The following is an 18,239-nucleotide window of genomic DNA, read 5'->3' on the forward strand; positions in this document are numbered from 1 at the left end:
CTGTTCTTAGAGTTTGAGTTCGGACGGAGTGAAGTTCAGGCTCTGCTGGACAATCGCCACCGGCTCATCGCGCACCACGAGGTAAATCCGCAGCAGGTATTCGCCAATGATCCCCAGGAAGAAAGAATTGAGGCCGATGCCAAACAGGACCAGGATGTGGATACTCGCCAGCCCCTGCGGCAGTTCGGGGTGCAGCAGGCGCAGCGCGATGTAATAGATACTGCCCAGCAAACTGATCGCCAGGATCAGCAGGCCGAGGAAGGATGCCGCGCGCAGGGGCACGACCGAGTGGTTGAACACGGCGGTCAGGCCGAGCCGCACGAGGCGCGACATGTTGAACTTGCTCTCGCCGGCGACGCGGGCGTCGCGGTCGTAGACCACGCCGGTCTGGTTGAAACCCATCCCGGCGATCATGCCGCGCAGGTAAGGGCTCGAGGTGCGGGTCTTGCCCACTGCATCGATCACCTTGCGGTCGACCAGGCGGAAGTCGCCGACGTCGCGTGGAATCGGGTGCTCGCTGATCTTGTCGATCACCCAATAACCGATCTTGCGGAAACTGCGCAGGAGCCAGGATTCGGGCCGTTTGCGACGAATGCCGTAGATGACCTGGTAGCCCTGCTGCCAAAGGTCGAAGAATGCTTCGAGCATTTCCGGCGGGTCCTGCAGGTCGGCGTCGATCTGCATCACGGCATCGCCCCGGGTATGCAGGTAGTTGGCCAGGATCGAGCGCTGGAAACCGACATTGCGCGAGAACCGGATGGCGCGCACGCGCGGATCGCGTTGCGCCAGGCTCGAGAGCATCGCCCAGGTCTGGTCGTCCGAATGGTTATCCGAGAAGACGAATTCGAGGTCGCACTTGTCCTGCATCGTGCGCCCGAGGGCGTCGAGCCTGGCATACAGGGCGTCGAGGTTCCCGGATTCGTTGAGGACCGGGATCGTAATGGAAATCAGGGGCTTCTTCACGTGTCGTGGCGGTGCGAATGTCATGCGAGCGGCCGGACGCCGCACGCCTTGAGGTAGTCAACAATGGCGGGCAGCGCCGGCCGGTAAGCCTCGGTCGGCAGCAGGGGGTGGCGCCCGAACACCGTCGCGAAATTCTCTTCGGCCGGCTCCGGGATGCTCCCCATGCGTAACAACTTGTCCGCATGGAAACTCGAAAACACCGTCGTGGCCAGGTCGGCCAGGCTGACCGGTTCCCCATGGCTCAGGTCAAACACGCCACGCACGCCGGCATCGTCGAGCAGGCGGATGGCACGTGCCTCGTCGTCGATATGGTGATATTCGCGCAGTTGCCTGCCGAGGGTCATATTGAACGGGGTCCCTTGCTGCAGGGCCGCCAGCATTTGTCCGAGGAACATGAACGGGCTGGGAGCCCCGCCGCCGAACAGGGTGTGCACCCGCACGTGGGCGACCGGAGCACCGCCCGCGGCAAGGCCTGCCACGTGCTGCCCGAGCGCGGCCTTGCTGCGTACATAAGGATTTTGCTGCGCCAGCAGGCATTCCATGACGGTGCCAAAGGTCACCACACGCAGCCCGTGGGCGCCGGCGCCGGCGATCACAGCCGCCGGCAGGTCGACGTTGACCTGCTGGTGTTCGGCCGGCGGCAGCTTCGGATCGAGGACGCCGGAGGCCACGAACACGGTCGTGGCGCTGCCGGCCCAGGGGGCGAAGAAATCGCGCACCCGCTCCACTCCGCCTGGCGCCGCCCAGTCCGCGTACACGCTCCGTTCGAGGCTACGCACCTCCTCCGCGCCATAGGCACGCAGGAGCGCCTGGCCGAGGCGGCCACGCCCCCCGACAATGAATTTCATTGCCCCATACCCTCGCGCCACGAAGCGATCTGGCGCAGCGTGATCTCGCGTGCCGCGCCGGGATTGGCATAGTAGTCGCGGTACCAGGCAGCCGTCTCCGCCACCACCTGCCCGGTATCCCAGACAGGCTGCCAGCCCAGCTGGTTGCGCGCCAGCGAACTGTCGAGGGCCAGCGCGCCCGCTTCGGGCAACGGATTGTCCATGTAGTCGAGCTGTGGCCGCGACCAGTGTGCGCTGAGCAGTTCGAGCACGTCGCGCACGGAGTGGTGCTTCGCATCCTGCGGGCCGAGGTTCCAGGCGCGCGCATAGCGTTCGGGCGAGTCTGATACCAGTCCGGCCAGCAGCATCAGGTAGCCGTGCACCAGTGCCAGCACGTGCTGCCAGGGGCGGGTCGCGTCCGGGTAGCGCAGGGTCATGGTCCCGCCGTCCACGACGGCGCGGACGAAGTCGGGAATGAGCCGGTCTTCCGACCAGTCGCCGCCGCCGATGATGTTGCCGCCGCGCGCAGTGGCGATGGCCGGCCCCTTCCCTTCCGACCAGGGATACGACGCGGCGTAGCTCTGGATCACCATCTCGGCAGCCGCCTTCGAGGCGCTGTAGGGGTCCTTGCCGCCGAGCGGGTCGTTTTCGCGGTAGGGCCAAGCCCATTCGTTGTTCTTGTAGACCTTGTCGGTGGTGACGCAGACAACCCCGCGTACGCTCTTCACCAGGCGCGCCGCTTCCAGCACGTGGGCGGTCCCCTGGGCATTCACTGCAAAGGTCGAGACCGGCTCGCGATAGGAACGACGCACCAGCGGCTGGGCCGCGAGGTGCAAAATCAGGTCGGGCGCGAATGCGCGGATCGTGTCCGTCAGCAGGCCAAGATCGCAGATGTCGCCGAACGTGGTCGGCACCTCACCGGCCAGGCCCACGGCCTCGAAAAGCGAAGGGGTGGTTTCCGGCGCCAGCGAAAAGCCGCGCACCTCCGCCCCGATCGACTTCAGCCATAAGCAGGCCCAGCCGCCGGTAAAACCGGTATGTCCGGTGACCAGGACTTTTTTGCCTGCAAGAGCCTGCTCGAATTTATGCATGTGATGCATCATTAAAATGTCTATTTTGCTCGACTGTAGATCATAGCAGTTGCCATGCATTCCCGCCATCGCAGATTGGCCACGCGCACTGCCCGCCGAACCGCCTCCGATACCGGCCAGGCCGACCTCAAGTGGTGGCAATCGCCTTGACCGTGAGCTTCTTCATCTCGATGAAACCTTTTCCCCTTGCCCAGCCGCCCAGTCCGAACGAGAACTGCACTGGCTCGCCTTTTGTGCGGAAATAACCACGGTACGTCAGCCCTTTGCCGGCGGACGGGGCGATGGGCACCAGCAGGTTCTTGCCATGCAAGGAAAGATGCGCGGCATGCGTGCTCTGCTCGTCGGCGGCCACATCGAGGTCGATCACGATCTCGACTTCATATGAGCCGCGCGACAGGACGATCGGTTCCGTGACCAGCGCCGCGTCGGTGAAATCGGCGGATTCGACGCGCTTGCGGCCAGGATCGAGCGTGCCAGTGCCGAATGCGGACAATCCGGTCCGCGACAGGTCGGCCACGGGAATACGCCGCAGGGTGCCGTCGAAGCCGGGTACGAGATATTGCGGCGCCAAGAATGCCGCCGCGCCGCCCACCACATCGTCGATCCACAAGGTTTTGGTATCCGGGATGCGCTGCCCCACGATCGCCCGCATGATTTCGCCCAGCGGCGTTACCAGTCCGAGCACGAGGCAAAGAATCAGCGGCGCTTTTCTTGCCGTATTCGGCACATGCACGACAGCGCTTGCCGACAGCGCCGCCAGCAGCGCCAGCGCCGGGAGCGAAGCACGCATCAGCAGGTCGTTGTAGGCTCCTAGGCTGAACAGCGACAGGAGCAGCAGGAAGCCGGCGCCGGCAACGATGAGCGCCAGGTTGCGCCCTTGGGCAAGGTACAACGCGGCCGCGATCGCGCCGAACTCGAGCAACAGGAAAGCCAGCCAGGTATCGATGCCGAAGCCCTTGACCGACCAGATGAAGCTCGCCGGTATGCCGGCGGCGCCCCTGGTCAGGAAATAGGCTGAGGCGCACAGCAACACTGGAGCGGCGAGCAGGTTCATCCATGTCGGCACATGCCGGTAGCCGCTCCTGTACATGGCCCAAAGGAAGACCGGGACCAGTCCGATGGCGCTGAACGGAGACCACACGGCGACTGCCGCGGCAAGGACGCCGCCGGACTGGAGCGCCCGTTCGGGGAAGCGCACGATCATGAACGTCGCGACCCAGCCCGAAATGGCGTGCTGCGGGGTCCAGAACAGGCTCGTAACCGACGACGACAACTGCCCGAACGTGGCCCACCACTCGAAATGCATCGGCACCGGATGTACGAAGCCGGTCAAGTATTTCCCCAGGATATCGGCCCCGCTGAACAGCAGGAATACGGCGCACAGCAGGAAGCGCGACGCGACCGCCTGCGCCCGTGCGTGGAAAGCCGTCACGAGGGCGATGTACAGCCCGAGTGTCGTCCACACGAAAATGGCGCCCCCCAGGAACTCATGCCCGGCATATTTCGCAACGAGCGCAGGAAAAACGTAGTAGCTCAGCGAATACCGCAGGGTCGACAAGCCGCCGTTGTGCGGTACGGCCGCGGGCCATGACTGCTCCGCCAGTTCGTTGAACAGGGCATAGTGCTTGTACCAGTCATGGTTGTCCGCAAACGGGGGAACCACACCGGACAACCATACACATCCTGCCGCCAGCGCCAGGTAGGGCCAAGTCTCCAGCCAGTCGGGCTGGCGCGTATGCGGTTCGCGCACGACCGCCGACACCAGCCACCATACGCAGGCCGCGGCGGCCAACGCCACAGGTAATGCGATGCTCCAGGGCTGGAAAGAAGTCAGGACGATGACGCTTGGCAGCAGCAGATAAAGAAAGCCGGCAGCGAACACGCGCGTCGACATGGCCCCGTCCGTCAGGTTGCCGTATCCCGCGATGCCTGATGCACAGGCAGCTTCCGGCGGGCGGCCGGCGAGAGGGAGGGGCCCGGGCAGCGTGGCAGTGCTATTCATGGGTGGAGGTGAGCGAAATCGGGCGATTATACTACCGCATTGCATCTCTGCTAAGCATTGCTTCCGCCGCGACAAGCGGCGAACCGGGGCGCGGGCTCGACGATGATGCTTGCGTGAAGCGACGCACAGTCCGGGGCGACCTACCGTATTAACATGCCACCTGAAGCTTGCCCGACAAAAGTCGACGCAAGAACGGATCCTCGAAAGGACCTCATGGCAACCGGCTCCACCCCCGAAGAAAGCGCAGGCAAACCCCTCGACGTCCAAGGCGACGGCGAGAGCGTCGGCGTGCCTGCCGAGGGCGAGCTCGAGGGCAGCGCCTACAATCCGCTCGGCAATCCGGGCATGAAGCACTGGCAGGCCAGCTACATCGACCATGGTGGATTGGAAGATCGCGGCAACATCTTCTTCGCCGCCGTCGAAATGACGCGCATGCCGATGGTCGTCACCGATCCGCGCCAGCCCGACAACCCGATCGTGTTCGTGAACCGCGCCTTCCTCGACCTCACGCAGTACCAGGAAGAACAGGTCATCGGGCGCAACTGTCGCTTCCTGCAGGGGCCGGACACCAACCCGGACACGGTGCGCGAGATCCGCGAAGCGCTGGCCGAGCGGCGCGCGGTCGCGCTCGACATCCTGAACTACAAGGCCGACGGCACGCCCTTCTGGAACGGCCTGTACATCGGCCCGATCTTCGACCACGACGGCGAGCTGCTCTACTTTTTCGCGTCCCAGCTCGACATCACCCAGCGCCGCCTGACCGAGCAATCCTCGATGCAGGCGCAGAAGATGGAAGCGATCGGCCAGCTCACCGCCGGCATGGCCCATGACTTCAACAACCTGCTGCAAGTCATCAACGGCAACCTGGAACTGGCGATGCTGGCGCTCGACCCCTCGAACCGCGCCGGCGAGCCGATCCGGCGTGCCCAGCGCGCGGCCATGAAGGCCGGCAAGCTCACCCAGCAGCTGCTGACCTTCGCGCGCAAGCAGCGCCTGGAGCCGCGCCGGGTCAACCTGAATGCGCTGCTGGTCGAGTTCTCGGACATGCTGGTGCGCACCCTGGGCGACCGGGTCGAACTGCAGCTCGACCTGAAACCCGGCCTGCCCTGGTGCACGCTCGACCCGACCCACCTCGAAATGGCCGTCCTGAACGTCGTCATCAACGCGCGCGACGCCATGCCGGACGGCGGCCAGGTACGCGTCAGCACCCACGTCCTCGACAAGGAAACCGCGCCGGGCGGCGGCTACGTCGCCGTCTGCGTCACCGACGAAGGCGAAGGCATGACGCCGGAAGTCGCGCGGCGCGCCACCGAGCCCTTCTTCACCACCAAGGGCCCGGGCACCGGCCTCGGGCTGGCGATGGTGCACGGCTTCGTGCAGCAGTCGCGCGGCCGTCTCGAGATCGACAGCGCGCCGGGCAAGGGCACGACGGTGCGCATGATCTTCCCGTCCGAGGGCGCGCGCGAGGCCTTGCGTCCGGGCGAGGCCGCCACCCCGGCGGCGCCCGCCGACGAGCGCGGCAAGCAGCGCATCCTCGTGGTCGAAGACAACGAGGACGTGCGCGAACTGGCGGAAAGCATGCTCGGCGAGGCCGGCTACGCGGTGGTCTCGGCCCCGAGCGGCGAACAGGCCCTCAGGATGCTCGAGAGCGGGGACGAGATCGACCTGGTGTTTACGGATGTGCTCATGCCGGGCGGGATGAACGGACTGCAACTGGCCGACAAGGTGCGCATGCACAGGCCGGACACGCCGATCCTGATCACGACCGGCTACATGGACGAGCTGCCGGCCGCTTCGCCATCCCGGCCGCTCGACATCCTCGGCAAGCCCTACCGGCAGGAAGACCTGCTGTCGCGGGTCAAGGCCCTGCTGCCCGGACCGCAGGGCCGGGCGGGCTGGCGCTAGAGGTGGGTTACGACTGCGCCGGCTTCGGCAGGCCGCCCAGCAGGGCCGCGAGCTTCTGCTTCGGCTTGGCCGGCGCGGCCGATGCTTCCGCGGCCGCATCGCGGCGCGGCGCGTTGGCCGGCTCGTAGGGCTTGAGGAACCACGGATCGACCTTCTCGCGGCGCGGCAGCGGGCCGGCGCCATAGCTGCGTGCCGGGCGCTCGGAGCGGCCCTCGCCTTCAGCGCCGCGGCGTGGCGGACGTTCGCTGCGCTCGCCGCGCTCACCGCGATCGGCACGCTCGCCGCGTGCTCCCCGTTCGCCGCGTTCAAATTCGCGGCCGCGTGCGCGCGGCGTGAAGCCGGCCAGTTCGCCGCGGGTGATGGTCTGCTTGATCAGCTTTTCGATGTCGGCGAGCAGGCGCTCGTCCTTGTCCGAATACACGGACAAGGCGTCGCCCGAGGCGCCGGCGCGGCCGGTGCGGCCGATGCGGTGCACGTAGTCTTCGGCGTTGTAGGGCAGGTCGAAATTGATCACGCACGGCAGGTCGGAGATGTCGAGGCCGCGCGCGGCGACGTCGGTCGCCACCAGCACTTCGATCTCGCCCTGCTTGAACGCGTCGAGCGCGGCCATGCGTTCCTGCTGGGTCTTGTCGCCGTGGATGGCCGAGGCCTTGATGCCGGTCTGCTCGAGGTGGCGCGACAGGCGCGAAGCGCCGATCTTGGTGTTCGAGAAGATGATGACCTGCTTCAGCTCGCGCTGGCGGATCAGGAATTCAACCACGTCGCGCTTCTGCTCTTCGTCGACCTTGTAGACGATCTGCGTGACCTTCTCGGCGGTGGCGTTGCTGCGCGCCACTTCGATCAGCACCGGCTGCTGCAGGAAACTGTTGGCCAGCTTCTTGATCTCCGGCGAGAAGGTGGCCGAGAACATCAGGTTCTGGCGCTTCTTCGGCAGCAGGTTGATGATGCGCTGCAGGTCGGGCAGGAAGCCCATGTCGAGCATGCGGTCCGCTTCGTCCATGACCAGCATCTGCACCTGCGCCAGGCTGACGTTCTTCTGTTCGATATGGTCGAGCAGGCGGCCCGGGGTCGCGATCACGATCTCGACGCCGCCCTTGAGGACGACGGTCTGGCCCTTCATGTCCATGCCGCCGAAGACGACGGTCGAACGCAGCGGCGTGTGCTGGGCGTAGGCCTTGACGTTCTCGGCCACCTGCACCGCCAGTTCGCGGGTCGGCGTCAGCACGAGCGCGCGCACCGGGTGGCGGGCCGGCGACATGCTGGTGTTGGCGTGGGCCAGCAGCAGCTGGATGATCGGCAGCGAGAAGCCGGCGGTCTTGCCCGTACCGGTCTGGGCGGCGCCCATGACGTCGCGGCCCTGCAGCACGACCGGAATCGCCTGGGCCTGGATCGGGGTCGGATGGACGTAGCCCTGGTCCGTCAGGGCACGCAGGATCTCCGGTGCCAGGCCGAAATCGGCAAAGCGGACAGTCGGTTCGATCGCGGCGGGCGTCGCGACGTCGGACACGGCGGCAACGTCGTTGTTCATCGGTGTTTCAGACATTATTCTTTCCGGGCATTAAATCAATTGCTCTACGCGGAAGCGTCGCCTCGACGGGCCTGACCCAGCAGGCGTGGCCGACGCTGACAACTCCTGGAAGGGCGGGCTGGCCGCCGGCTGGGGCACGGTTCGACGCCGATGCGGGGCCGGCTCGGTAGGCACGCTGCACCGATAAAACACGGGCGCAAACGTAGAGATACAAGATATCGCCCTCAAGGTTACCTGAAATCCATCGCAGTGTATAGGAATCGTGCAGGCTGCCGGGCGGGCGGAGCGGGTGTGCGGGGCAAGCGGCGGGTGATTTGTCGCGAGGTTTCAAGGGGTGGTTGAACGCGTGGACGGCGCAAGGGCCGCATGCTTGCACGCTATCCGGTAGAGCCGTCCACCCTACGGGTCTGTTCCACGCCATCGCAGCAATCTGACGCAGGGTGGACGGCTCTACCCTTCCCGCCTCCACCCGCGCGCCTGCGCGGCCCGTTCGGCGGCCGCGTTCAGCGGCGTGCCGGCGATGCGCACGTCGATGGCGTCGAGCACGGCCGGGGGCAGGACGCTGCCGTCCATCCAGGCGGCGCCGAGGGCGCCCTGGGCCAGCACGGGGATTTTCCACTGGGCGCCGTCGCGACAGGCCAGGCCGGCCGTCGTGTCCATCACGAAGCTGCGGCAATACTTGCCGTCCTTGGCAAGAAAACTGATGCCGATGCGCACGCGCCCGGAAGGGCCGGGGCTGGCCAGCTGCGAGCTCAGCGCGGACGCCAGGGGGCCTTGCGCCACCAGTGCGCCGTCGGCGCCGCTGAGCGAGGCCAGTTCCGCCTCGCCCTGCCACAGGTGCCAGCCGAAGCCGCCCAGCAGCACTCCGCCGGCGAGCGCGGCGGCGACCGCCAGCATGTGGCGGCGCGTCCAGGTCGGCTGCGCTTGCGGTGGCGGCAGGGGTGGCGGCAAGGGCACGTTGCGGGCGGCGCGGATGCTGTCGAGCTGCACGACCTTGGCGCCGGCGGCGCAGCCGTGCGCATGGGCCTGGGCGCCGCCGTCGCGTCCGCCCGCGACCACGCCGTAGACGCGGTTGCGGCGGGCGCGGTGCCCGGCCACGCGCGCGGCGATGGCGGGGTCGGCGCGTGCCGCGCGTTCGACGGCCGCACGGGCCGGCTCGGCCAGTTCGCCGTTGACGAAAGCAATCAAGAGTTCGTCAGAAAATTTCATGGCAGCGCGTCAGGAAGTGATCAAGCCATGTTCATCGAGCACGTCGTGCAGCAGTTCGAGCCGGATGACGGGATTGTCGAGCATGAGCATGTTGTGCTTTTGCGTGTTCGGCAGCGGCAGCAGTTCGCACCAGCGGTTGGCGACCCAGCCGCAATCCTCCATCCGGAACGGCGGCTGCACCGGCCAGCGCTCCTGGGGTACGTCGTGCAGGGAAGCGAGCACGCGGTCGAGCGCGTCGGCGGCGCCCTGCAGCTCGGCGGGAATGCGCACCGGATGGTCGTCCTCGACCAGGTCGACCTCGGCCATCCACAGGCCGTTCAGGCGCTGCTGCGAGGATTTCACCTCGAAGCGGGCGCCGCCGCGGCAGACCACCTGCAGCAGGCCGGGCGTGGTGGCCGCGGTGTCGCACACGGTGGCCAGGGTGCCGCCCTCGACGAAGCGCTCGGGCTCGCTTGCGCGGGTGCGCACTTCCTGTCCCTGCGTCAGCAGGACCACGCCGAACGGGGTGTCCTCGGTCAGGCAGCGGCTCATCATGTCGAGGTAGCGCGCCTCGAACACCTGCAGCGGCAGCACCCCGTCCGGGAACAGCACCGTACTCAATGGGAACAATGGAAGGGAAATCGTGGCCATGCCCCATCATGACAGAATCGCACCCCGGACCGCAGCACGATTGCCCAGGATGGATGGACAGCAGGGGCTAGTCCCTGGGCGCCACCAGCGGCAGCGTGCGCAGAGCGTGGCCGAGCCCGCCAAGGCGCCAGCGCAGGCGCTCCCAGCCCGGGTCCGGCAGGCGCACGACGCGCACTAGCAGCGTGCCCCCAGGCACGTCCGGGCAGGCATACGCGTAATCGCCGAGCTGCTCGAAGGGCAGGCGCACTTCCTGGCCCGGGCGCAGCTGCAGCGGGCCGACCACATGGGGCCGGTGGTCGAGGTTGCGCAGCAGCAGGACATCCTGCACGCCGAGGGTCAGGCGCAGTTCGCGCGGCAGCGCGAGCGCGGGCCGGCTTTTATCCGGTGCCGGGAAGATAAAGCTGCGCTCGTGGCTGGGCTCGCGCAGGGGCGCCAGCGCACCCCACAGCAGCACCAGCAGCGCGGCGCCGGCCAGGGCGGGGAACCAGCGGTGGCGGCGCAGGATGAAAAAGGATGGGCTCATTCGGAGGGCAATTGTAGCATCGGCCATGCGCCCGCCGGCGGACTCTGCAATAATGTTCCTTTTCCTGAAACCGGCGCTGAAACAGGGCCCGCCGACAAGGCCCAGCCGTGCGCCCCGGGGCCGGATCGCCCGGTATGCTTGGCGTTCCAGCCGCTCTCCAGGGAACGCCCGGCCAGGGATTCCCCACGACGATTGCCGCGGCCCGCGCCGCCTACCGACTCCAGACTACATGCAGCGTCCAGAACCCGACGAGACCCGCCCCCTCCCCGGCTCATCTGCCGAACGGGGATGGGGGCCCCTGGTGCTGGCCGGGCTGGTGTTCCTGGTGTCCCTGGCGATCACCTACGGCGCCTGGAACGGCGCGACGCGCGATGCGCACGCCGACCTTGCCTCCCAGTTCGAGTACCGGGCGCACGACCTCGCCACCACCACGGTGCGCCGGATGGCGGTCTACGAGCAGGTGCTGCGCGGCACGCGCGGCTTCATGCGCGGCCGGGTCGACGTCAGCCGCCGCGATTTCGCCGATTACTTCCAGACCCAGAATTTGCAGGAACATTTTCCCGGCATCGAGGCACTCGGCGTGGCCAGCATCATCCCGCGCGGGGCACTGGCGGCACACGAGGCGGCGGTGCGCAGGCAGGGCTTCACCGACTACCGCATCGAGCCCGGCCCCGAACGCGAGCTCTACACGGCGATCACCCATATCGAACCCTTCGCCGGCCGCAACCTGCGCGCCTTCGGCTTCGACATGTACAGCGAGCCGGTGCGCCGCGCCGCGATGATGGCCGCGCGCGACAGCGGGGCCGCGGCCCTGTCGGGCAAGGTGGTGCTGGTCCAGGAGGGACGCAACGCCCAGCCCGGCTTCCTGATGTACATGCCGGTCTACCGAGCCGGCATGCCAGCGGCGACCGTCGAACAGCGCCGCGCCGCCATCGCCGGCTGGGTCTATGCGCCGTTCCGGATGGCCGACCTGATGCGCGGCGTCGGCGGCGCCCACGCGGCCGACCTGCAGGTGAGCGTCTACGACGGCGCAGACCCCGATCCCGCCGCCCTGCTGTTTCGCTCGCAGCACGCGGCCAGCTGGCACCAGCCCCTGTTCCAGCAGACGCTGCCGCTGACGATTTCCAACCGCCGCTGGACCATCGAGATCGCGTCTTCGCCGGACTTCGACGCCCGGCGCGACACCCGCCGCCCGCGCGTGATCGCCGTGACCGGGGCCGGCCTCGGCTTCCTGCTCAGCCTGGTCGTCTGGCTGCTCGCGAGCGAACGCCGGCGCGCGCTGCAGCTGGCGCGGGCGATGACGCTGGAACTGCGCCAGTCGTATGAGCGCAACGAAGCCGAGCGGCGGCGCATGGATGTCATCCTGCGCAATACCTACGATGCCTTCATCGCCATCGATGCGGACGGGCGCATCACCGACTGGAACCCGCAGGCCGAGCGCCTGTTCGGCTGGAGCGAGCTGGAAGCGCGCGGGCGCGAGATCGGCGAACTGCTGGTGCCGGCCGACACCCTGGTGGCGCAGGCGCGCGGCTTCGCCCAGTTCGCGCGCGACGGCGGCCCGCTGGTCGTCGGCGAGCCGGCCGAAACGGTGGCGCGCCACCGCGACGGCAGCCGCATCCCGGTCGAGATCGTCGCCGCCGCCCTGCCCGCCGACGTCGGTTCCGGCGCCAGCGCTTTTGTCCGCGACATCACGCCGCGGCGCGAGGCCGAGGCGCGCGAACGGCTGCGGCAAACGCGGCTGGACGAGGCGCGCGCGGCGCTGGCGCGCTCGCAAAAACTGGAAGCGGTCGGCAAGCTCACCGGCGGCGTGGCCCACGACTTCAACAACATCCTGCACATCATCAGCGCCAACGTGCAGCTGATGCTCAAGTCCGGCAACAACACGGAAAAACGCCTGCGCAACATCCTGGAAGCGGTCGAGCGCGGCTCGAAACTGTCGGCCCAGCTGCTCGCCTTTGCGCGGCGCCAGCCGCTGCACCCGAGCGTGGTGGACGTGGGCGAGCTGCTGGCGCGCATGGACAGCCTGCTGCAGCGCGCCGCCGGCGAGTCGGTCGCGATCGAACTGGCGCGCGGGGAGGCGTTATGGGACACGCTGGTCGACCCGAACCAGCTCGAGAACGTGCTGCTGAACCTGGTCATCAACGCGCGCGACGCCATGGGCGGGCGCGGCAAGGTGAGTATCGCGCTGTCGAACCTGGTCGTCGACAGCGCGGCGGCGGCGGCCGATCCGGAGATCGTGCCGGGCGAGTACGTGCTGATCGCGGTGTCCGATACCGGCGAGGGCATGCCGCCGGAAGTCATGGAGCGCGCCTTCGAACCCTTCTTCACGACCAAGCCCGAGGGCAAGGGCACGGGGCTCGGGCTGTCGATGGCGCACGGCTTCGTGAAGCAGAGCGGCGGGCATATCCGCATCGCCAGCGTACCGGGGGAAGGGACGACGATCAGCATTTATTTGCCGCGCCATGTGATGTAGGGCGGGCCCGTCCGGTGAGGCTGCGCGCAATCGCCGCCACGTGGCGTTCGTCGGTGCCGCAGCAGCCGCCGGCCACGTTCAGGTGCGGCAGCACGGTGGAGAGGGCCAGGTATTCGTCGCCGAGTTCTTCCGGGTCGCCGTCGTCGAGTTCGGTCGCCTCGTCGAGTTCGGCGTGGCTGCGGCGCGAGGCGTTCGCGCGCAGGCCGCGCAGGCGCTCGCGCCAGGGGCCGGGTTCGCTCAGGGCCGGCTCGACGTGGGTCGGATGGGCGCAATTGACCATGTAGTAGGCGGCATAGCTGCCGGTCTCGAGGTCGGTGCGGGCGATCGCCTCGGCCAGCGTGTCGCCCGAGGGCAGCAGGCCGTCGACCTCGAGCGTGAAGGAGATGGCGACCGGCATCTCGCAGGCGGCGGCCGCGTCGACGATGCCGATCGCCTCGTCCGGATAGGTGATGGTGAAGGCCGACACCATGTCGGCCTCGGTGGCGGCGAAGGTGGCGATCTGCGGCAGGTGGTAGTCGCGCGCGGCGGCCGCTCCCATGCGCTGCCCGACCCGGTAGCCGTCGCCGCGCGGGCCGATGTTGCCGCTGATGACGATGGGGTGGGCTGGGGCATCGAAGGCCGTGCGCACGGAGGCCACCAGCGCCACCGCAGCCCGGTTGGCCTCGGCCAGCGCCAGCTCGGTATAGCCGAGGGCGCGCGCCCAGTCGGGGTTGGCGCGCCAGGTCGGCGTTTCCAGCACCAGGCCGGTACGGTGCTCCTGCGCCAGGCGGGCAAAGCGTTCGAAGTAGGCCAGCAGCGCCGCCCTGCCCGCCTCCTCGCGCAGCAGGACGAAGGAAGCGAACGAGGGCAGCGTGATGCCCTGCTGGAAGGTGAGCACGGTTTCCAGGCCCGCATCGGCCAGGAACAGCCGGCCCTCTAGCTGGGGCAGGCGCTTGCAGTAGCGGCTCATGGTGCCTCCGGTGGATCCAATGAAGTCCTCGCTATTGGAGCATACCGCGGCGCGTCGGTTCCCGCTTCGCCGCGGCGCGCGCCTGACAGGGAATAACACGGAAAAACCACGGCGCCGGCCCCGTCCGTCCATCGTCCATCGGTGCGCCCGCCCGCCACCAGCCGTTGTAAAAAGATGACCGCAACCCTGCCATACGAGCGCCAGCGCACATAGCGCGCCCGCTGGCTCTGGCACACTCGAGGGAAAGGAGAACACCATGACCGTGCCCGCCCTGCCCGCCTCGTCCCCTTCGTCCACCTCGTCCGCTCGCCCCGTCCACCGCGCCGTGCCGCAGGCGCCCGGCTTCGACAACACGGTGGCGCTCCTGAGCGAAGGCTACCGCTTCATCGGCAACCGCTGCGACGCGCTCGGTTCCGATATCTTCAGCACCCGCCTGATGATGCAGCGCGTCGTCTGCGTGCGTGGCGAACAGGCCGCGCGCATGTTCTACCAGCCCGGCCGCTTCACGCGGCGGCGCGCGATTCCTCCGACCGCGCTGGGGCTGCTGCAAGGCGCCGGCAGCGCCCAGATGCTCGACGGCGAGATGCACGAGGTGCGCAAGGCAATGATGATGAGCCTGCAGACGCCGGACAGCCGCGCGCGCCTGGTGGCGCTGGCCGAAAGCGAGTGGCGGGCGCGCTTCGAGCGCTGGACGCGCCAGCGCCGGGTGGTCCTGATCCAGGAAGCGCAGGCCGTGCTGTGCCGCGCCGCCTGCGCCTGGGCCGGGGTGCCGCTGGCGAACGTCGAGGAAGAGGTGCTGCGCACGGCCGAATTCTCGGCCATGATCGAGGGCGCCGGCGCCGTCGGCCCGCGCAACTGGATGGGCCTGTCCCTGCGCCGCCATACCGAAGCCTGGGCGCGCGCCCACATCGAGGCGGTGCGCATGGGGCGCGAGGTCGACCCGAACAGCCCGCTCGCGGTGATCGCCTTCCACCTCGATGCCGACGGCGAAGTGCTGTCGACCGACCATGCGGCGACCGAACTGATCAACGTGCTGCGCCCGGTGGTGGCGGTGGCGCGCTACATCGTGTTCGGCGCGCTGGCGATGCACGAGTTCCCGGAATGGCGCCCGCGCCTGCAAGGCGGCGACCCGGCCTCGCTGGAGATGTTCGTGCAGGAAGTGCGGCGTTATTTCCCCTTCTTCCCGGCCGTCGGAGGCCGCGCCCTCGAGGCCTTCGAATGGCAGGGGCTGCGCTTCGACAAGGGCGACTGGGTCCTGCTCGACATGTACGGCACCAACCGCCATCCAGGCACCTGGAGCGACGGCGAGGTCTTCCGCCCGGGGCGCTTCGAAGGCTGGCAGGACAGCGGCTTCGGCCTGATCCCGCAAGGCGGCGGCGACTATGCCCACGGCCACCGCTGCCCCGGCGAGATGCTCACCAACGAACTGACGAAGTCGGCGATGCGCGCGCTGGCCGCGGACATCGACTACGACGTGCCGCAGCAGGACCTGGCGATCAGCCTGACGCACATGCCGGCCTTGCCGGCCAGCGGGTTCGTCATCGAGGGGATGCGCAAGGCCGGCCCGCGCTGAGTATTCAGGCGTCGGTGCCGGCGGTCGGGCGCGCGAGGGCGATGCGCTGCAGGCGCGGCCCGGCCTGCAGCGACTCCGCCGTGCACTCCGCCACCCGGCCGCGCCCGAGCAGCTTGGCTTCGTACATCGCGCCGTCGGCGCCGCGCAGCAGGGCGTCGGCATCCTCGCCGCAATCGGGCGACACGGCCACGCCCAGGCTGGCCGAGATATGCAGCGTAAACCCTTCGGTCATGAACGGGCGGGTCAGCTCGCGCAGGATGTCCTCGGCCACCTTGCGCGCGTCGCCCCTGCCGCTCACGCGCGGCAGCAGCACCACGAATTCGTCGCCGCCGAGGCGCGCCAGCGTGTCCGATGCGCGCAGCGTCGTGCGCAGGCGCGTGGCCACCTGCTGCAGCAGGATGTCGCCGACCGCGTGGCCGTAGCTGTCGTTGACGGGCTTGAACTTGTCGAGGTCGAAGAAGATGACGGCCAGTTTATGGCCTTCCCGCTTCGACGCCAGCAGGGCCTGCTGCAGGCGGTCGCCGAACAGCAGGCGGTTCGGCAGGCCGGTCAGCATGTCGTGGTGGGCCTGGTGGCGGACCTGCTCTTCCTGGAGCTTGCGGGCGTCGATGTCGGCCACGGTGCCGACGATGCGCAGCGGGCGCCCGTCGGCGTCGCGCTCGGCGACCTGGCCGCGCGCCAGGATCCAGCGCCAGTTGCCGTTGCCCAGGCGCGTGCGGTACTGCGCCGTGTAGTCGGGCGTGGCGCCGTTCAGGTGGGCGTCGAGCGCATGCAGCACGGCGGCGCTGTCCTCGGGGTGGGCCATGGCCACGAAGGCGCCGCGGTCGAAAGGCATCAGGGTGCCGTGGGCGTCGACGATGCCCTGGGCGCTCGGCGACAGGGTCACCATGCCGGTGCGGAAGCTGTAGTCCCAGACGCCCTCGCCGGCCGCGTTCAGCGCCAACTTCCAGCGCGCTTCGGCGGCGGCCAGCGAGGCCACGCCGCGGCGGCGGTTGTCGGCCGCGGCCAGCGCGGTCCAGCCGGCCAGCACCAGCGCCAGCGAAATGGCCAGGCCCGTGTAGAGCAGCATTTCCTTCTGCCGCGCATAGCGCGCGTTGGCGTCCTGCACCGACTGCCCCACCGTCACCACCAGCCCGTATTCGGACAGGGTGTGCCAGCCGTAGTAGCGGTCGACGCCGTCGAGCCGGCTCACGCGCCGGAACGCGCCGGCGGCGCCGCTGCCGGGTGCATACGGGAAGCCGGCCAGGTGCTTGCCGCTGTCGCGCAGGGTCAAGTCCTGCGTGGTGCGGGCGATGACGATGCCCTGGTCGCTGACCAGCGCGATCGACGCGTTCGCGCCCAGGTCCACCGTGTTGTAGAAGCGCGAAAAATAGCCCGGCTCGACGCCGGCGACGATGACCCCGACCAGCTTGCCCGTCCTGTCGAAGACGGGGCGCGAGAACTGGACCGACCAGCGTCCCGAGAGCCGGCCCTTGAGCGGGCGGCCGATGAACAGGCGGTCGCTGGGAGGGTTGTCCAGGTGGGTGCGGATATGCTCGCGGTCGCTCAGGTCGAAGCCTTGCGGGATGCCGGGAATGCTCGAGAACACGATGCGGCCCCGGGTATCGGTGACCACGACATTCATCTGCAGCTTGCCGTGCAGGTGGCTGTTCAGTTCGGAGACGATGGGCGCGAGCTCGCCGGGACTGCGCAGCCAGCCCAGGCGCAGCTGGCTCAGCGACAGGTCGATCGTGACCAGGCTCGAGCGGACTTCCTCGGCAAAGGCATGGGACAGGTTCTGGACGTTGCGATGGCTTTCGTCGCGTGCGATATCGCCGAGCTGGTTGCGCTCGCGCAGCACCAGCAGCCAGACCAGGGGCAAGGCAAGCGCCAGGAAGACGGCGAAGCGCCGCAGCACGCTGGGGCGGAAATATGCACCGGCCGCCCCGGCGGAGCGTAACGATTGTAGGGTCTGGAGCGGCATGGCGGGCATCCGGCGTGCGCGATGCCGGCTAAACGGTAACAGGAAATTACGCCGCGAATTCTACTGGCCGCTTATCTTTATATCAAGCAATCGGACCGCCTTGTTGTTCACTTGCATCAACTTTTTCCTGCAGTTATGTTGAAAGATTATTTCATTCATCCATGCTGCATGAAATTATCTTTCGCCATATCGGATTCGGCATAATGGTGGACATGCTCCGCTCCCCACTCAAAACCCTGTTCAATCTTGCCGGCGCCATCGCGCTGCTGCTCGGCATCGCCGGCCTGTTCCTGCCGCTGCTGCCGACCACGCCCTTCCTGCTGCTGGCCTCGGCCTGTTTCGCGCGCGGCTCGACCCGCCTGCACCGCTGGCTGCTGCAGCATCGCGTGTTCGGCGTCTACCTGCGGAATGTCGAGGCCGGAAACGGGATTCCCCTGAAGGCCAAGATCGTCGCGCTGGCCATGATGTGGGCCTCGCTGGCGTATTCGATGCTGCGCTTCGAGCACCTCGGCCTGCGCATCGCCCTGCTGGCGACCGGCTGCGGCGTCAGCATGTATTTGTGGTGCTTCCTGCCGACGCTGCGCACGGCGGATAAACGGTAGG

The 18,239-nt window shown here is 68.1% G+C and carries 14 protein-coding genes; 4 read left to right on the forward strand and 10 right to left on the reverse strand.

From position 1 onward, the window contains the following. Positions 1 to 6: 6 nt before the first annotated feature. The 4 genes from ACWCIA_RS19785 to ACWCIA_RS19800 all read right to left on the reverse strand — a co-directional run bounded on the left by ACWCIA_RS19785 (position 7) and on the right by ACWCIA_RS19800 (position 4,775). Positions 7 to 963, reverse strand: coding sequence for a glycosyltransferase family 2 protein (locus tag ACWCIA_RS19785; protein WP_454166058.1), 957 nt, complete (start codon positions 961 to 963; stop codon positions 7 to 9). A gap of 20 nt (positions 964 to 983) precedes the next feature. After that, positions 984 to 1,811: an NAD-dependent epimerase/dehydratase family protein gene (locus ACWCIA_RS19790; protein WP_454166060.1), complete on the reverse strand. Its 828-nt coding sequence runs from the start codon at positions 1,809 to 1,811 to the stop codon at positions 984 to 986. Continuing rightward, positions 1,808 to 2,881: a CDP-glucose 4,6-dehydratase gene (gene rfbG / locus ACWCIA_RS19795; RefSeq protein WP_454166062.1), complete on the reverse strand. Its 1,074-nt coding sequence runs from the start codon at positions 2,879 to 2,881 to the stop codon at positions 1,808 to 1,810. The genes ACWCIA_RS19790 and rfbG overlap by 4 nt, the downstream gene beginning before the upstream one ends. A gap of 127 nt (positions 2,882 to 3,008) precedes the next feature. After that, on the reverse strand, positions 3,009 to 4,775 hold the full coding sequence (locus ACWCIA_RS19800; protein WP_454166064.1) for a hypothetical protein: 1,767 nt from the start codon (positions 4,773 to 4,775) through the stop codon (positions 3,009 to 3,011). Between the two features lie 321 nt (positions 4,776 to 5,096). Here ACWCIA_RS19800 and ACWCIA_RS19805 point away from each other — a divergent pair, with 321 nt between their 5' ends. Next, positions 5,097 to 6,788, forward strand: a complete 1,692-nt coding sequence (locus ACWCIA_RS19805) for a histidine kinase famiy protein (protein WP_454166065.1) — start codon at positions 5,097 to 5,099, stop codon at positions 6,786 to 6,788. Between the two features lie 7 nt (positions 6,789 to 6,795). On the opposite strand, the gene ACWCIA_RS19810 is transcribed toward ACWCIA_RS19805, so the two are convergent. From ACWCIA_RS19810 to ACWCIA_RS19825, 4 genes are all read right to left on the reverse strand, one after another. Then, the gene (locus tag ACWCIA_RS19810) at positions 6,796 to 8,331 is read right to left on the reverse strand and encodes a DEAD/DEAH box helicase (RefSeq protein ID WP_454166066.1); all 1,536 of its coding nucleotides are present in this window, start codon (positions 8,329 to 8,331) and stop codon (positions 6,796 to 6,798) included. A gap of 435 nt (positions 8,332 to 8,766) precedes the next feature. Further along, entirely contained in the window at positions 8,767 to 9,525 is a 759-nt protein-coding gene (locus ACWCIA_RS19815) for a hypothetical protein (RefSeq protein ID WP_454166068.1), read from the reverse strand. Positions 9,526 to 9,534: 9 nt separating this feature from the next. Continuing rightward, a complete protein-coding gene (locus tag ACWCIA_RS19820; protein WP_454166070.1) occupies positions 9,535 to 10,155 on the reverse strand; it encodes an LON peptidase substrate-binding domain-containing protein in 621 nt (206 codons plus the stop codon). 67 nt (positions 10,156 to 10,222) lie between these two features. Continuing rightward, positions 10,223 to 10,678, reverse strand: coding sequence for a hypothetical protein (locus ACWCIA_RS19825; protein ID WP_454166072.1), 456 nt, complete (start codon positions 10,676 to 10,678; stop codon positions 10,223 to 10,225). Positions 10,679 to 10,907: 229 nt separating this feature from the next. On the opposite strand from ACWCIA_RS19825, the gene ACWCIA_RS19830 reads away from it, so the two are divergent. Continuing rightward, positions 10,908 to 13,151, forward strand: coding sequence for a CHASE domain-containing protein (locus tag ACWCIA_RS19830; RefSeq protein WP_454166074.1), 2,244 nt, complete (start codon positions 10,908 to 10,910; stop codon positions 13,149 to 13,151). Here ACWCIA_RS19830 and ACWCIA_RS19835 read toward each other — a convergent pair. Beyond that, positions 13,120 to 14,100 (reverse strand): homocysteine S-methyltransferase family protein, encoded by a 981-nt coding sequence (locus ACWCIA_RS19835; RefSeq protein WP_454166076.1) that lies wholly within the window; start codon positions 14,098 to 14,100, stop codon positions 13,120 to 13,122. The two genes, ACWCIA_RS19830 and ACWCIA_RS19835, sit on opposite strands and share 32 nt — an antisense overlap. Positions 14,101 to 14,356: 256 nt before the next feature. Here ACWCIA_RS19835 and ACWCIA_RS19840 point away from each other — a divergent pair, with 256 nt between their 5' ends. Continuing rightward, complete coding sequence (locus ACWCIA_RS19840; protein WP_454166078.1) at positions 14,357 to 15,673, forward strand: cytochrome P450; 1,317 nt, start codon at positions 14,357 to 14,359, stop codon at positions 15,671 to 15,673. 4 nt (positions 15,674 to 15,677) lie between these two features. On the opposite strand, the gene ACWCIA_RS19845 is transcribed toward ACWCIA_RS19840, so the two are convergent. Continuing rightward, positions 15,678 to 17,636, reverse strand: a complete 1,959-nt coding sequence (locus ACWCIA_RS19845) for a diguanylate cyclase domain-containing protein (protein ID WP_454166080.1) — start codon at positions 17,634 to 17,636, stop codon at positions 15,678 to 15,680. 212 nt (positions 17,637 to 17,848) lie between these two features. Between ACWCIA_RS19845 and ACWCIA_RS19850 the strand changes: the two genes are divergently transcribed. Then, positions 17,849 to 18,238, forward strand: coding sequence for a YbaN family protein (locus tag ACWCIA_RS19850; protein WP_454166082.1), 390 nt, complete (start codon positions 17,849 to 17,851; stop codon positions 18,236 to 18,238). Position 18,239 lies beyond the last annotated feature (1 nt).

The sequence above is a fragment of the Massilia sp. SYSU DXS3249 genome (assembly GCF_053668055.1).

Coding starts and splice junctions, on each gene's coding strand:
- ACWCIA_RS19790 (WP_454166060.1), bottom strand. CDS start 1,811: ATGAAATTCATTGTCGGGGGGCGTGGCCGCCTCGGCCAGGCGCTCCTG.
- rfbG (WP_454166062.1), bottom strand. CDS start 2,881: ATGCATAAATTCGAGCAGGCTCTTGCAGGCAAAAAAGTCCTGGTCACC.
- ACWCIA_RS19800 (WP_454166064.1), bottom strand. CDS start 4,775: ATGTCGACGCGCGTGTTCGCTGCCGGCTTTCTTTATCTGCTGCTGCCA.
- ACWCIA_RS19805 (WP_454166065.1), top strand. CDS start 5,097: ATGGCAACCGGCTCCACCCCCGAAGAAAGCGCAGGCAAACCCCTCGAC.
- ACWCIA_RS19810 (WP_454166066.1), bottom strand. CDS start 8,331: ATGTCTGAAACACCGATGAACAACGACGTTGCCGCCGTGTCCGACGTC.
- ACWCIA_RS19815 (WP_454166068.1), bottom strand. CDS start 9,525: ATGAAATTTTCTGACGAACTCTTGATTGCTTTCGTCAACGGCGAACTG.
- ACWCIA_RS19820 (WP_454166070.1), bottom strand. CDS start 10,155: ATGGCCACGATTTCCCTTCCATTGTTCCCATTGAGTACGGTGCTGTTC.
- ACWCIA_RS19825 (WP_454166072.1), bottom strand. CDS start 10,678: ATGAGCCCATCCTTTTTCATCCTGCGCCGCCACCGCTGGTTCCCCGCC.
- ACWCIA_RS19830 (WP_454166074.1), top strand. CDS start 10,908: ATGCAGCGTCCAGAACCCGACGAGACCCGCCCCCTCCCCGGCTCATCT.
- ACWCIA_RS19835 (WP_454166076.1), bottom strand. CDS start 14,100: ATGAGCCGCTACTGCAAGCGCCTGCCCCAGCTAGAGGGCCGGCTGTTC.
- ACWCIA_RS19840 (WP_454166078.1), top strand. CDS start 14,357: ATGACCGTGCCCGCCCTGCCCGCCTCGTCCCCTTCGTCCACCTCGTCC.
- ACWCIA_RS19845 (WP_454166080.1), bottom strand. CDS start 17,636: ATGCCGCTCCAGACCCTACAATCGTTACGCTCCGCCGGGGCGGCCGGT.
- ACWCIA_RS19850 (WP_454166082.1), top strand. CDS start 17,849: ATGCTCCGCTCCCCACTCAAAACCCTGTTCAATCTTGCCGGCGCCATC.